This is a genomic window from Kaistella sp. CFF1-2 (assembly GCF_059509915.1).
The window spans coordinates 407,521-421,663 of the sequence record NZ_JCAKLF010000002.1; the positions used below are offsets into that span (position 1 = coordinate 407,521).

Genomic DNA, 14,143 nt, shown 5'->3' on the forward strand with positions numbered 1-14,143 from the left:
TTTAGTATCTCTTACGAATTTAAAATCTTACTCAACACGATATTAACTGCATCAACATTCGTCACGCGTTCTTTTCGCATCATCAATTGCGTTCCATGCGAAGACGATTTTTCTTTCAAAGTCGCTTCTGTTTGGTTTTGCGTCAAATACGAAATAATCGTTCGGAAACGATCGCTCAAATAGAATTTATCTTGCGGATTCGAAGGAAAATATCCTAAGAATATTCCGCTTTTCACGACAATTTTTTCAAAACCAATATCGGCAGCAAGCCATTTCAATTCCACACTTTTCAGAAGATTCACGGCTTCTTTCGGAAGCTCACCAAAACGGTCTTTCAATTCGCTTTCCATTTGGGTTAATTGCTGTGCATTTTCCATTTCCGATAAACGCTGATACAACTGCAGACGTTCTTCGGTACTGCTGATATACGAATCGGGGAACATCAATTCAAAATCGGTATCAATATTCACTTCTTTAGTTGATTTGAATAGTTTCTTACGATCTTCTTCATTCTCAAACAAGTTTTCAAACTCGGCATCGTTCTGAAGTTCTTCCAAAGCCTCTTGCATGATTTTCTGATAGGTATCAAAGCCCATTTCATTGATAAAACCACTTTGCTCTCCTCCTAAAAGGTCACCCGCACCTCGAATTTCTAAATCTTTCATCGCAATTTGGAAACCACTTCCTAAATCCGAAAACTGCTCCACTGCCTCCAGACGTTTTCGCGCATCCGAAGTCATCATATCGTACGGTGGCGTAATCAAATAGCAAAACGCTTTTCGGTTACTTCGCCCGACACGACCACGCATTTGGTGCAAATCCGCCATACCAAAACGCTGCGCATCGTTAATGAAAATCGTGTTGGCATTCGGAACATCCACTCCACTTTCTACAATCGTTGTCGAAACCAAAACATCATACTTCCCTTCCATGAAATCCAAAATTTTGGCTTCCAATTCTTTGCCGTCCATTTGGCCATGACCTACTGCGACACGAGCATCAGGAACCAGTCGCTGAATCATTCCCGCAATTTCTTTGAGATTTTCTATTCGATTGTTGATGAAATACACCTGACCATCGCGTTGCAATTCGTACGAAATAGCATCGCGAAGCAACTCTTCGTTGAAACCAACAACGTGCGTTTCTACAGGCTGACGGTTTGGTGGGGGTGTTTTAATTACGGACAAATCTCGCGCTGCCATCAAAGAAAACTGCAAGGTTCGTGGAATCGGTGTAGCGGTAAGCGTCAACGTATCCACATTGGTTTTCAGTGTTTTTAATTTATCTTTTACAGAAACCCCGAATTTGTGTTCCTCATCAATAATCAACAAACCTAAATCTTTGAATTTAATCTTATCCGAAACCAATTGATGCGTCCCAATAACAATATCGAGTTTTCCGTTTTCAAGACCTTCTAACGTTTCGCGTTTTTGTTTTGCTGTTCGGAAACGATTTAAATATGAAATATTCACTGGAAATTCTTTCAAACGTTCTTGGAAACTTCTAAAATGTTGAAAAGCCAAAATCGTTGTCGGAACCAAAACCGCCACTTGTTTTCCGTCTGTTGCCGCTTTAAACGCCGCACGCATCGCAACTTCCGTCTTTCCGAAACCTACATCCCCGCAAATCAAACGATCCATTACCGTTTCTGCTTCCATGTCCGTTTTCACATCCAAAGTCGCCTTTTCCTGATCGGGTGTGTCTTCGTAAACAAAACTCGCTTCCAATTCATTTTGCAAATACGTATCTGGTGTAAATGAAAATCCCTTGGCTGTCTTTCGTTGCGCATAGAGCTTTATCAAGTCGAATGCGATTTGTTTTACTTTCGCTTTTGTCTTCTGTTTTAGTGATTTCCAAGCTGGAGAACCAAGCTTACTTAAAACGATTTCGCGACCATCGGGTCCGTTATATTTCGAAATTTTGTGAAGTGAATGAATACTTACGTACAATAAATCTCCATTTTTATACGTCAACTTAAAGCATTCTTGAATATTTCCGTCGTTATTCACTTTCACCAAGCCCATGAATTTTCCAATTCCATGATCGATGTGCGTGATGTAATCGCCGATTTTCAACGCCATTAAATCTTTCAACGTTAGTTGTTCTGATTTTGCAAAGGTATTTTTAGCTTTAAAACGTTGATAACGATCAAAAATTTGATGATCTGTGTAGACTGAAATTTTCGCATCACCATCAACAAAACCTTCATGTAATTCAGATTTAAAGGCTTTGAATGGAATATTTCGTTCCAATTCTTCAAAAATAGATTCAAGTCGTTCTTTTTGTTTTTCACTCGAAAAAGAAATCCACGTATCAAATCCATCGCCTCGTTTTCCTTCCAAATCATCGATCAACAATTGAAAATTTTTGCTGAATGACGGCTGTGGACTTTGATTTAGCATCACTTCAGCGTGAGCGCCTTTCTCTTTGGTAAAAAAGAAATTAAGCGGTTGAACACTGAAATCAACGTTGCGGAATTTCGCAAATTCATTCGCCCAATCTTCAATCGAAACAAACAATTCGTCGGGCGTTTGATGTTTTATATCTTTATTAAGTGTCTCGTATTTTTCAATCGCTTTGGCATAAAAATCCCGAATTCTGTTAAAACTCAAATACGCATTTCGAGAAATAATAACCGTTTTCTTATCTAGCAAATTCAAAAACGGAACGCGCGTTCCCGAAGCAGCAAAATTCATATTGGAAACCAATTCAAACGAATCGATTTTACGAATAGAAAGCTGGGTTTCGATATCAAATTCACGAATGCTTTCAATCTCATTTCCGAAAAACGAAATACGATACGGCTTCTCATTGGAATAGGAAAACACATCGACAATACCTCCACGAACCGAAAACTCGCCCGGTTCCGAAACAAAATCCGTTAAATGAAAATTAAATTGCGACAAAAGTTCTTCCGTAAAGTCAAAATCCAACTGGTCGCCCACTTTTATCTGATGCGAAATGGCTTTGAAATCTTCCTTTTTCATCACTTTTTCGCACAAAGCCGTTGCCGTTGCCACAATGATCTTAGGCTTCTTATCTGACATCAACTTGTTGAGAACTTCGGTTCTTAAAACAATATTTGCATTCTGCGTTTTCTCAATTTGATAAGGCTCTAGATGGGTTTCCGGAAAATAATATACCGAATCTTCACCCACCAATTCTTCTAATTCAGACGTAACGTAATGCGCATATTCTTTGTCATCTGCAATAAAAAGAATGCTTTTTTTCTGAGTTATAAAAGCTTCTGCAGAAAACAACGACGGAACGGAACCAGCAAAACCTTTTACCGTAACAAAAGGAAAATCTTCGGCTTGTTGAAAAATTTGAGAACCAAACTGAACCTTCAGTAAATGCGGAAGCAAGCTCCCATCAATGGATTTTAATGTCATACGATCATTTATGTGTAAACAAGAAAGCGATTTGGGACTTTTCCCAAACCGTTTCGAACGACAAATTTACAAAAAACCAAACGAAATCTTTAAGTGTAAATCAAAAGGCCCAATTTGAAAATTATCTTACTTTTGTGCAAAACCAATTTAGCCATGAAATTAGTTTCCATTTTGATTCTGAGTATCTTTCTAATAAGCTGTTCGTCGGACAGCGAAGAAAACTCAAGAACGTATATCGAAGGAAAAATCTCAACAACAATTCCGATTCACGAAGTTGTTTTGAAATTAAAAAGCAACGACAAAATCTTAGGAAAAGTAACACCGGAAAACACAGGTGCATTTGTGATATCAGCTCCCAATGAAGGAGACAATTTATCTTTGGAAAGCAATTATAAATTCAAGAAAATTCAAGTTGAAAATCATTCCAACATCACTCTATCAAAAGATTCTTTGCAAATTTTGATTCCAGCATCAACAACTTTTCTTCGTTTCACTGAAATACAACTTACGAAATGAAAAATTTAGGAATAATACTTCTCCTTTTGGTTGGATTTTCGGCGAGCGCTCAAAAGAAAAAAACGATGAACGATATAAAGTTCACCACCGAAGGTTTTTTCGTCGCAAGCAAAGCCTTAGGAAATAACAATATGAGTAAGAACTTTGCTCCGTTTTACGGTTTTGGATTTTCGGGACAGCTTCACACTCCGATTAATTGGGGACTCGGCATTCAGTATTCCTTGCAATTTTCAGATGTTAAAAATGGAAAAGCCAATGTATATGGTGACTTAGGAAGTGCAAAAATGAACATAATTGACCTCAACATTTTTCATAGAAACCAACTAGGAAACGAATTTTATCTAGAAAAAGCAGTAGGCTACAGTGTTATTCGACTAAACTCTATTTGGAATGATGGTAGTGGAAAATACACCGAAGGAAAAGGTGGAATTCATGCTTCTGTAAAAGGAATTTACACGATTGATCGTGAAGAAAAACAGCATTTCATATTTGGGTTGAAAGCGATGACATATTCTGCAGGAGTTCATAATGAAAACAAAGAAATTGAGAAGTTTTATAATCGTTCTTATTTGATTTCCTTATCTTTAGGTTATAGATATTCATTTTAAAAGCAGAAAATCATGAAAAACATCTTATTAATTTTCCTTTTTGTTTTAGGTTTTGGATTAATCCCTGCACAACAAAAAACAGCGGTTAAAAAGACAACGAAAACCACAAAAACGACAAAAGCTAAGGCAGTTACTCCTACCAAAGCACCTGCTGGTACCGTTTTGAAAAAAGATGGAACACCCGACAAACGCTACAAATCCAGTCAAAAATTGAAGAAAGACGGAACTCTGGATCGTCGCTATAAAGAAAACAAGTAGGATTTCCCTATAAAAAAGTGATTCGGCACATCCAAATTCAGCAGTTGTTTTATACTTTTGCGACATGCTAGCATTTCTCAAAAAAACCATGGCTTTGGTTTGGGCCAAAAAAGCAGTAAAATCTTCGCAAGATTTTAAAAAAAATGCCGTTTCTGATCAACAAAAACTTTTGCTTTCCCTTGTAAAACAAGCTGAGAAAACACTTTTCGGACGCGTTCACGCTTTTTCGGAAATCAAAAATATTGCAGATTTTCAAAATCAGGTTCCCGTTTCGGATTACGAAGATTTGAAAGTCTATATTGAAAAAATAAAGCATGGTGATCGCCACATTCTGTGGCCAGAAACGCCTGAATATTTTGCAAAAACGTCGGGAACGACTTCTGGCACGAAGTATATTCCAATTTCGAAAGAAGGAATGCCCGAGCAAATTAATGCGGCTCGCTTAGCGCTTTTCCATTATATGGCGCAAAAAAACAATGCGGATTTTGTTTCGGGAAAAATGATTTTTTTACAAGGAAGCCCTGAATTGGAAGAGGTTAACGGAATTAAAGTTGGTCGGCTTTCAGGAATTGTCGCGCATCATATCCCCGATTATCTTCAAAAAAATAGACTTCCAAAGTTGGAAACCAATATGATCGACGATTGGGAAACCAAAGTAGACAAAATCGTTGAAGAAACGGAAAACGAAAACATGACTTTAATCTCAGGGATTCCGCCATGGTTAATCATGTATTTTGAAAAATTAATTGAGCGAAACGGAAAAAAAATCAAGACACTATTCCCTAATTTACAGCTTATTGTAACAGGCGGAGTTAACTACGAACCGTATCGTGAAAAGATGGAAGAATTGTTGGGTGGAAAAGTTGATACCATACAAACATTTCCAGCTTCGGAAGGTTTTTTTGCCTTTCAAGATGACTTCACCAAAGAAGGTTTGCTTCTGCTTACAAATCATGGAATTTTCTATGAATTTATTCCGTTAGAAAACTACGGAAAGCCTGATGCGAAGCGATTAACTTTAGGTGAGATTGAACTCAATAAAGATTATGCTTTGATTTTAACCACCAATTCTGGTTTATGGGCGTATTCTATTGGCGATGTCGTTCGTTTTATCTCAAAAGATCCGTATCGAGTTTTGGTTTCGGGAAGAACGAAACATTTTACCTCAGCTTTTGGCGAGCACGTCATTGCTTTTGAAGTGGAAGAAGCCATGAAAGCTACTGTAGAAAAGTTTCCAGCTCAAATTACGGAATTCCATTTGGCTCCGCAAGTCACACCAAAAGAGGGGCTTCCCCATCATGAATGGCTGATTGAATTCGAAAAAGAGCCTGAAAACATGGAGCAATTTAGACTTCAACTGGATGAAGAGTTACGAAAAAGAAATACCTATTACAATGATTTGATTACAGGAAATATTCTGCAACCTTTGATCATTAGTAAACTCAAAAAAGGTGCTTTTCATGAATATGCAAAATCCGAAGGAAAATTAGGTGGTCAAAATAAAATCCCACGTCTAGCGAACGATCGAAAAATAGCCGATTTTCTTGAAAATCTCGTTCAAAATTAATGGGCTGAAACGAATTTCAAACCAACGATTGAAGCAATTAAAGTTGACACAAAGAAGATTCTCCAGAAGGTTGCTGGCTCGTTAAACAAGAAAATTCCTGCTAATACGCCACCAACAGCGCCAATTCCCGTCCACACCGCATACGCCGTTCCGATTGGAAGCGCTTGAGGTCCCGAAATGGATTTCACCATTAAAAACATGGAAATAAAAAGACAAAAAATGAAACCTCCCCACCACAGAGTGCTTTCTTTTCCTGTAGTTTCCTGAGCTTTACCTAAGCATGTTGCAAAAGCGGTTTCGAAAAGACCCGCGATAATTAAAATAATCCAGTTCATAGTGTTGGCAAAGATAAAAAGTATTCGTAAAATTACTTTATAAAATTCCACGTTCAAGTTGTATGCGAAACGGTCCTATTGAAACTCTAAAAATTCCCGAATTCCGAAATTTATTAACCGGAAGAATGTTCATCGTTATCGCTTTCCGAATGCTGGCAACTTTGTTGGGATGGTGGGTATATCAGCTCACAAACGATCCTTTTTCAATTGGAATTATTGGATTATCCGAAGTGATCCCTGCGGTTGCATGCGCTTTGTATGCGGGGCACATCATCGACAATTCTGAAAAAAAGAAACTCCTCATTTTATGTTGTTTCGCTTATATTTTTCTCATTAGCTTATTGCTAATTCCCGCTTTTGGAAGCCACGCATTGCATTATTCAGGGCATCAAATAACGTATTTCATTTACGGAGTTATTTTTTTCACGGGAATCGCTCGAGCGTTTATCGGTCCGATTGTTCCTACATTAATTCCAAAAATTGTGGGTGTTGATTCTTTACAAAATGCCGTAACGATGAATCAAGCCACATTCCTAGCTTCATCAATTTCGGGTCATGCGTTGGGCGGAATTCTAATTGGAATTATTGGCCTAGATTGGACGATTGTGGTGGTGATTTCCTTCATCATCATAGCGCTTTTATTCTTTCTTCAAATCAACAAACAAGTTCCGGAACCTCAAGAGAAAAAAGCTCCGGTTTTGGAAAGTATCAGAGAAGGAATTAGCTACATATATAAAACCAAAGAAATTCTTGGCGCCCTTTGTTTGGACATGTTTGCTGTTCTTTTTGGTGGTGCGGTGGCGATGGTTCCCGTTTTTGCACGAGACATCCTTCATGTTGGCTCCACAGGTTACGGAGCCCTGAATGCTGCTTCTGATGTTGGTGCAGCCCTCATTATCATCACGCTTTCTTTTGTTCCGTTGAAGAAAAATCAAGGAAAAATATTACTCGCGGTTGTCGTTGGTTTCGGATTGTGTATTATTGGTTTCGGCTTGTCAAAATGGTATTGGTTATCATTCTTGTTCTTGATGTTAAGTGGAATTTTAGATGGAATTTCGGTCGTTATTAGAGGAACGATTGTTCAATTAAAAACCCCGGATCACATTCGTGGTCGCGTGATGAGCGTGAACTCTATTTTCATTATGTCGAGTAACGAAATGGGCCAGTTTGAAAGTGGTTTAGCTGCAAAAATATTAGGCCCAGTACGTTCCGTAATCTTTGGCGGAAGCATGACTTTACTCGTCGCCTTAATTGTAGGAATCACCAATCCAAAGTTGCGAAAAATGCAGTATTAAAAAGTTTTCCACATCACAAAAAACTCTTTAAGAATACGCTGGTGAAGCCTTAGGAGAAAAACGCAATTCTTATTCACATTAAGGTTCAAGAAATTTTAAAAACCTATCTTTGTCCAATGGTTCAAAAGGAAACACTATCTTCATTAACTCAAGGAAATTTTGCCAAAGAAATGTCTATTTCTCAAGGTAAAATGCCACCAAATGCCGTAGATATCGAGCGTCTTGTCATCGGAACTTTTCTTATTGACAAGAAAGGACTAGACCATTCTATCGACTTGCTAAAACCGGATAATTTTTACGATCCCAGGCATCAAGTGATCTTCGAAGCGATTGTTAAATTGTTCGAAGCCAATCTTCCTGTAGATTTAATGACGGTGATCCAAGAACTAAAAAAAGAAGAAAAGCTAAACCTTGCAGGCGGTGACCACTACATCATCGACCTAACGATGGGCGTTTCTTCAAGTGCACATATTGAATACCACGTTCGAGTGATTCTTGAAAAGTATATTTTACGAAGTTTGATCAACGTTTCGGCAAATGTTATTGATAATTCCTACAAGGAAAGTACGGACGTTTTTGAACTTTTAGATCAAGCCGAAAAGTCATTTTTCGACATTACGAATGGAACGATTAAAAAGGGATTCGACACCGCAAATTCCTTAGTAAAACAAGCCATTGACACCATTGTTGCCCTGAAAGACAAGCAAGGTTTGTCCGGTGTTCCTTCTGGTTTTACCGATTTGGATAAAGAAACCGGTGGCTGGCAAAACTCCGACCTTATTATTATTGCAGCGAGACCCGCGATGGGGAAAACAGCGTTTATCCTTTCCATGGCTCGAAATATCGTCGTTGAAAATAAAATTCCACTAGCGTTATTCTCGTTAGAGATGGCTTCGGTACAATTAATCACGAGGATGATTGCTTCCGAAACTCGAATTTCTTCCGACAAATTAAGAAAAGGAACTCTGGACGATGAAGAGTGGCAACGTCTTTTCTCCAACGTCACCGAGTTGGAAAACGCACCTCTATTCATCGATGAAACGCCGTCATTGTCTGTATTCGACTTTAGAGCAAAATGCCGTCGACTAGTGATGCAGCACGGGGTGAAAATCATCATGGTGGATTACCTTCAGTTAATGACAGCCAACAGCGGAGGCAAAGGTGGCGGAAACCGAGAGCAAGAAATTGCGACCATTTCCCGTTCATTAAAAGCGATTGCAAAAGAATTGAACGTTCCTGTAATCGCCTTATCTCAGCTTTCTAGAACCGTGGAATCGCGTCCCGGAAAAAGACCTCAACTTTCTGACCTTAGGGAATCGGGAGCGATTGAGCAGGATGCGGATATTGTATCGTTTATCTTTAGACCGGAATACTATAAAATCACTACTTGGGATAACGACCCAGAGGGTGAAGAAACGTCTACCGAAAACCAAGCCGAATTAATCATCGCAAAACACCGTAACGGTGCTACAGCAGACGTTCGATTGGCATTCTTGAAAAACTTTGCCCGTTTTGGAGATTTGGATCAACTAGGTTCTTCGTTTGGATATCAGGATTCTAATTTTGATAAAAGCGATTCGCCTAGCGGTTTTGATACCATTAAAACAACCATTGATCCAGGAGCCGCATTTGATCTTCCAGGAGTTCAAGATTTCTCAGGTTTATCAGGCTCTTCGATGAACGATCAGGACGATGACGACGGCATGCCTTTCTAAAAAACGACCGCTTTGAAAATTGAAGTTTTTACCGATGGGGCCTGCTCAGGAAACCCAGGAAAAGGAGGCTACGGAATCTTAATGCGTATTCCTGATGCCAAATATCAGAAAACATTTTCGCAAGGCTTTCGCCGTACGACCAACAACCGAATGGAATTGTTGGCGGTGATTGTTGCCCTTGAAAACCTTCGTTCCGAAGGGCACGAAATCCACATCTATACCGACAGTAAATACGTCTCGGATGCCATTAATCAAAACTGGTTGTTTGGATGGGCCAAAAAAGGCTTCACAAAAATTAAAAACCCCGATTTGTGGAAGCGTTTTTATCCGTTATTCAAACAACACAAACCCAATTTTCATTGGATAAAAGGCCACGCTGGACATCCTGAAAACGAATTGGTCGATCAGCTTGCCGTAAAAGCCGCTCAATCTCCAAACTTGGAAATCGATACGTTTTTTGAAAACCAAGATCAGGACGGATTGTTTTAAAGTCACTACTTTTTTCGATTTATAAATTTCAAAACAACTATCTTTAGTTCACTTATTTTGAAAACACGAAATGAAAAACCTCTTTATACTTTTAACCATCGTTTTAATCTCAGTTTCTTGTAGGTCGCAAACTAAAAAGTATTCGGTAGAAGAAATCAAAATGCAGAACGAATTACTATTAAAAAAGTTTGATTCAAAAACAGCCTTAAAATCAAAACTGTATGTAAAAGACGTCTTGAAAGCATTAAAGTTTCCTGTAACGTCTTTTTATCCTCCTGATTTTGAAGATTCAGAAGAAAATAAATCTTTGTCTCTGAACTTTTTCAATGATACAAATTTTAATAAACTCAATCAGGATAATTTATTAAAGTTCTACAAAATAAAAATTATTTTAAAAGAAACTCCAAATCAAGAAGAAGTTACTTCAATCGCTCGAAAAGCAAATTTAAAATGGACTCAGGAAATTGAAGATTACTTTAAAAATCTAGAAATAACCGAAGTCGTTACCAACGACAAGTAAAATATACTCCTCACTACGAAAATAGTGAGGAGTTTTTTCTCCTATCAATTCACGAATTCGTGATACGTAAAAAGTATTTTATGTACCTTTGAGTATGCATTATATTGAAGCTTTACAAAGCAGATATTCGGTAAAAAAATTCGATAAAGACCAGATAATAGCAACGGAAAAACTCAATTCTATTTTAGAAGCGGGGAAACTTTCGGCGAGTTCTTTGGGCTTGCAACCGTATAAAATTTGGGTTGTCGAAAGTCCAGAAATCAAAGAAAAACTGATTCCTGCGTTTTACAATCCTTCTCAAATAAGCACGTGCTCTCACCTCATCGTTCTCATCACAAAAAAAAATATTGAACAAAATTATGTGGATGGATATTTCCGCCACATTGAAGAAGTACGCAATGTTACGCCTGAGAGTTTGCAACTTTTCAGAAACAGCATTGACACCTATTTGCACCACTTCAAAGATGAGTCAACAGAGCATTGGGCAGAGAAACAAGCCTATATTGTTTTGGGAACCTTGATGATGGCAGCCGCTCAAGAAGGTGTAGATACATGTCCGATGGAAGGTTTTCGACACGAGACTCTCAGTTCGGTCTTAAATTTGGATACCGAAACAGAGAAAGTTTCCGTTACTTTGGCTTTGGGCTATCGTTCGCCAGAAGATCATTTTCAGAATTTGAAAAAAGTGCGCAAACCGAACGAAAAACTTTATAAATTTTTATAAATTTTAAACATCAAATTCATGATAAAAGCAGATGTTTTAGTTATTGGCTCCGGAATTTCAGGCTTATCGTATGCCATTAAGATTTCCGAAAAAATGCCCGAAGCAAAAATCATCATCGTAACCAAATCCGATGAAGACGAAAGCAACACCAAATACGCTCAAGGCGGACTCGCCGTGGTTACCGACTTCGACAACGATAATTTCCAAAAGCATATTGACGATACCATGCGTGCCGGTGATGGCGAAAACAACCGCGACATCGTAGAAATGGTTGTTAAAGAAGGGCCACATCGCTTTCAAGAATTAATAGATTGGGGAACTCAGTTCGACAAAGGTCAAAATGGCGATTACAAACTCGGAAGAGAAGGAGGCCACACCGAAAATCGCATTGTGCATCATAAAGACATTACAGGATTTGAAATTGAACGCGCGCTTCTAGAAACCGCTAACAAATCACCCAACATCGAAATCCTTGATCATCATTACGTCATTGATTTGATCACGCAGCATCACGTTCCAGGAAAACCAAAAAACTACGATAACGTACACTGTTACGGAGCGTACATTATGGATGAGCGCACGAAAGAAATAAAAAAAATCACGGCTAAAATAACCTTGGTAGCAACCGGGGGTGCGGGACACGTCTATAAAAACTCCACCAACCCAATTATTGCAACGGGCGACGGAATAGCATTTGTTCACCGAGCTCGAGGCAAGGTTTCCAACATGCAATATTATCAATTTCATCCCACTGCATTATATTCAAAACGAGATGGAATGTTATTCTTGATTTCCGAAGCCGTTCGTGGTGATGGTGCCAAATTGAGAACCAAAGACGGAAAACCTTTCATGCAGAAATACGATGAACGTGAAGAATTGGCTTCACGCGATATCGTCGCACGAGCGATTGATAACGAGATGAAAATTTCAGGTGACGACTATGTTGGTTTGGATTGTCGCGAAATGGATCAAGAAAAATTCAAAGAACATTTCCCGAACATCTACCAAAAGTGCTTGGATGAAGGAATTGATCCGTTTAAGCAACTAATTCCTGTGGTTCCGGCTTGCCATTATTTGATGGGCGGAATCAACGTTGATCAAGATGGACAATCGTCTATTAAGAATCTTTTTGCTGTTGGTGAATGTACTAATTCTGGACTGCATGGCGCCAATCGATTGGCTTCAAACTCTCTTTTAGAAGGTTTGGTTTTTGGTCATAATGCAGCGATAAAAACCGTGGAACTTCTTCAAGAAAATCAATTTAATTTTGATGATTTAAAAGCCATCCCGGAATGGAATGAAGAAGGAATGAAGCTGATGGACGAATTGGTTTTGGTAACCTACCTTCGCAAACAACTACAAGAAATGATGAGCGACTTGGTAGGAATCGTACGAAGCAATTCTCGACTAAAATTGGCTCAGAAAAAACAACGTGAAATCTACGAAGCCGTAACCGAATTATATAATTACTCATTACTTTCACCACAACTTTCTGAATTGAGAAACTTGGTGAATGTCTCGTATTTAATTATCAAACATTCGCTTCAAATGAAAGAAAATAAAGGCGCTTTTTATAATAAAGACCTTGCAAAAAAACCTTTAATTAGTAACTCCAAATAAGACAGCAATGAAACGACCATCCTATGTAACCGAAAAAGCGTTAAAAACGTTTATTAAATCTGCTTTAGAAGAGGATATTCATTCGGGCGATCATTCGACACTCTCCACAATACCGAAAGATTTAGTTCAAACTGCAAAATTATTGGTGAAAGAAGATTGCGTACTTGCTGGAGTAGAATTAGCGGAAATTATTTTCAAAATTTTTGACAAAGACATGAGTCTTGAAATAAAAATTCAGGACGGTACCGTTGCAAAAAAAGGCGACATTGCTTTTTTGGTGACTGGAAAAGCTCAATCCATCTTGCAAACAGAACGTCTAGTTTTGAATTGCATGCAACGTATGAGTGGTATTGCGACCATGACGCACGACTGGGATTCTAGATTAATTGGTACAAAAACGAAACTTTTAGATACACGAAAAACAACACCTAATTTTAGAATTTGTGAAAAATGGGCTGTAGCTATTGGTGGCGGAACCAATCACAGATACGGCTTGTACGATATGATTATGTTGAAAGATAACCACATTGATTTCAATGGAAGCATTACAGCAGCAGTAAAAATGGCTAAAGATTATATTAAGGAGAAGAAACTCAAATTAAAAATTGAAGTGGAAACTCGAAATCTCGCTGAAGTTGAAGAAGCCTTGAAAGCCAATGTAGACCGAATTATGCTAGACAACATGGATGTTCCAACCATGAAACAAGCCGTACAATTGATTCAAGGAAAATGCGAATCGGAAGCTTCTGGAGGAATCACTCGAGATATGCTTAACGAGATTGCCCAAACGGGAGTTACTTATATTTCGGCTGGAGCGATCACCCATTCTGCTCAAAACATTGATTTAAGCTTGAAAGCGGTCAACTAGAAAAATAAATTCACTTTATTTTCACCATTATGTTAAGATTTTAGGAAAATATTTAGCATAAATTTGACCTTCCTCAACTAGATTTGATTATATTTTTTGTATATGCAGAAAAAGGGCTGATATTTAACTCATTGAAAAACAGTTTTTTACATCCGTTATGTAAAACTTTGTAAAATTAACATATACTTAACAAAGAGTTAATATAAATTGCCGACTTTTGCAAAAAATATCTTAAT

At 38.2% G+C, this 14,143-nt stretch carries 13 protein-coding genes; 11 read left to right on the forward strand and 2 right to left on the reverse strand.

Features of this window, described 5'->3' with window-relative positions; translation table 11 throughout:
- Positions 1-11: 11 nt before the first annotated feature.
- Positions 12-3,392, reverse strand: coding sequence for a transcription-repair coupling factor (gene mfd, locus AC5XHR_RS06990; RefSeq protein WP_495950063.1), 3,381 nt, complete (start codon positions 3,390-3,392; stop codon positions 12-14).
- A gap of 153 nt (positions 3,393-3,545) precedes the next feature.
- Between mfd and AC5XHR_RS06995 the strand changes: the two genes are divergently transcribed.
- The 4 genes from AC5XHR_RS06995 (at position 3,546) to AC5XHR_RS07010 (ending at position 6,341) form a co-directional block, all read left to right on the forward strand.
- Positions 3,546-3,908: a hypothetical protein gene (locus AC5XHR_RS06995; RefSeq protein WP_495950064.1), complete on the forward strand. Its 363-nt coding sequence runs from the start codon at positions 3,546-3,548 to the stop codon at positions 3,906-3,908.
- Positions 3,905-4,516 (forward strand): hypothetical protein, encoded by a 612-nt coding sequence (locus tag AC5XHR_RS07000; protein WP_495950065.1) that lies wholly within the window; start codon positions 3,905-3,907, stop codon positions 4,514-4,516. The genes AC5XHR_RS06995 and AC5XHR_RS07000 overlap by 4 nt, the downstream gene beginning before the upstream one ends.
- Positions 4,517-4,528: 12 nt before the next feature.
- Complete coding sequence (locus AC5XHR_RS07005) at positions 4,529-4,774, forward strand: hypothetical protein (RefSeq protein WP_495950066.1); 246 nt, start codon at positions 4,529-4,531, stop codon at positions 4,772-4,774.
- A gap of 64 nt (positions 4,775-4,838) precedes the next feature.
- Positions 4,839-6,341: a GH3 auxin-responsive promoter family protein gene (locus AC5XHR_RS07010; protein ID WP_495950067.1), complete on the forward strand. Its 1,503-nt coding sequence runs from the start codon at positions 4,839-4,841 to the stop codon at positions 6,339-6,341.
- On the opposite strand, the gene AC5XHR_RS07015 is transcribed toward AC5XHR_RS07010, so the two are convergent.
- Entirely contained in the window at positions 6,338-6,676 is a 339-nt protein-coding gene (locus AC5XHR_RS07015) for a DMT family transporter (RefSeq protein ID WP_495950068.1), read from the reverse strand. The genes AC5XHR_RS07010 and AC5XHR_RS07015 overlap by 4 nt on opposite strands.
- A gap of 62 nt (positions 6,677-6,738) precedes the next feature.
- Here AC5XHR_RS07015 and AC5XHR_RS07020 point away from each other — a divergent pair, with 62 nt between their 5' ends.
- From AC5XHR_RS07020 to nadC, 7 genes are all read left to right on the forward strand, one after another.
- Positions 6,739-7,971, forward strand: coding sequence for an MFS transporter (locus tag AC5XHR_RS07020; protein ID WP_495950069.1), 1,233 nt, complete (start codon positions 6,739-6,741; stop codon positions 7,969-7,971).
- A gap of 116 nt (positions 7,972-8,087) precedes the next feature.
- Entirely contained in the window at positions 8,088-9,686 is a 1,599-nt protein-coding gene (gene dnaB / locus AC5XHR_RS07025; protein ID WP_495950070.1) for a replicative DNA helicase, read from the forward strand.
- 12 nt (positions 9,687-9,698) lie between these two features.
- On the forward strand, positions 9,699-10,175 hold the full coding sequence (gene rnhA / locus AC5XHR_RS07030) for a ribonuclease HI (RefSeq protein ID WP_495950071.1): 477 nt from the start codon (positions 9,699-9,701) through the stop codon (positions 10,173-10,175).
- Positions 10,176-10,245: 70 nt separating this feature from the next.
- Positions 10,246-10,695, forward strand: a complete 450-nt coding sequence (locus AC5XHR_RS07035; RefSeq protein WP_495950072.1) for a hypothetical protein — start codon at positions 10,246-10,248, stop codon at positions 10,693-10,695.
- A 94-nt stretch (positions 10,696-10,789) separates the two neighbouring features.
- Positions 10,790-11,419, forward strand: coding sequence for an NAD(P)H-dependent oxidoreductase (locus tag AC5XHR_RS07040; protein WP_495950073.1), 630 nt, complete (start codon positions 10,790-10,792; stop codon positions 11,417-11,419).
- An 18-nt stretch (positions 11,420-11,437) separates the two neighbouring features.
- On the forward strand, positions 11,438-13,039 hold the full coding sequence (nadB, locus tag AC5XHR_RS07045; protein ID WP_495950074.1) for an L-aspartate oxidase: 1,602 nt from the start codon (positions 11,438-11,440) through the stop codon (positions 13,037-13,039).
- 7 nt (positions 13,040-13,046) lie between these two features.
- Positions 13,047-13,907 (forward strand): carboxylating nicotinate-nucleotide diphosphorylase, encoded by an 861-nt coding sequence (nadC, locus tag AC5XHR_RS07050; protein ID WP_495950075.1) that lies wholly within the window; start codon positions 13,047-13,049, stop codon positions 13,905-13,907.
- Positions 13,908-14,143 lie beyond the last annotated feature (236 nt).

Bases quoted from the DNA above. Each gene is read 5' to 3' on its own strand.
- mfd (WP_495950063.1), bottom strand. From the start codon at position 3,392: ATGACATTAAAATCCATTGATGGGAGCTTGCTTCCGCATTTACTGAAG.
- AC5XHR_RS06995 (WP_495950064.1), top strand. From the start codon at position 3,546: ATGAAATTAGTTTCCATTTTGATTCTGAGTATCTTTCTAATAAGCTGT.
- AC5XHR_RS07000 (WP_495950065.1), top strand. From the start codon at position 3,905: ATGAAAAATTTAGGAATAATACTTCTCCTTTTGGTTGGATTTTCGGCG.
- AC5XHR_RS07005 (WP_495950066.1), top strand. From the start codon at position 4,529: ATGAAAAACATCTTATTAATTTTCCTTTTTGTTTTAGGTTTTGGATTA.
- AC5XHR_RS07010 (WP_495950067.1), top strand. From the start codon at position 4,839: ATGCTAGCATTTCTCAAAAAAACCATGGCTTTGGTTTGGGCCAAAAAA.
- AC5XHR_RS07015 (WP_495950068.1), bottom strand. From the start codon at position 6,676: ATGAACTGGATTATTTTAATTATCGCGGGTCTTTTCGAAACCGCTTTT.
- AC5XHR_RS07020 (WP_495950069.1), top strand. From the start codon at position 6,739: ATGCGAAACGGTCCTATTGAAACTCTAAAAATTCCCGAATTCCGAAAT.
- dnaB (WP_495950070.1), top strand. From the start codon at position 8,088: ATGGTTCAAAAGGAAACACTATCTTCATTAACTCAAGGAAATTTTGCC.
- AC5XHR_RS07035 (WP_495950072.1), top strand. From the start codon at position 10,246: ATGAAAAACCTCTTTATACTTTTAACCATCGTTTTAATCTCAGTTTCT.
- AC5XHR_RS07040 (WP_495950073.1), top strand. From the start codon at position 10,790: ATGCATTATATTGAAGCTTTACAAAGCAGATATTCGGTAAAAAAATTC.
- nadB (WP_495950074.1), top strand. From the start codon at position 11,438: ATGATAAAAGCAGATGTTTTAGTTATTGGCTCCGGAATTTCAGGCTTA.
- nadC (WP_495950075.1), top strand. From the start codon at position 13,047: ATGAAACGACCATCCTATGTAACCGAAAAAGCGTTAAAAACGTTTATT.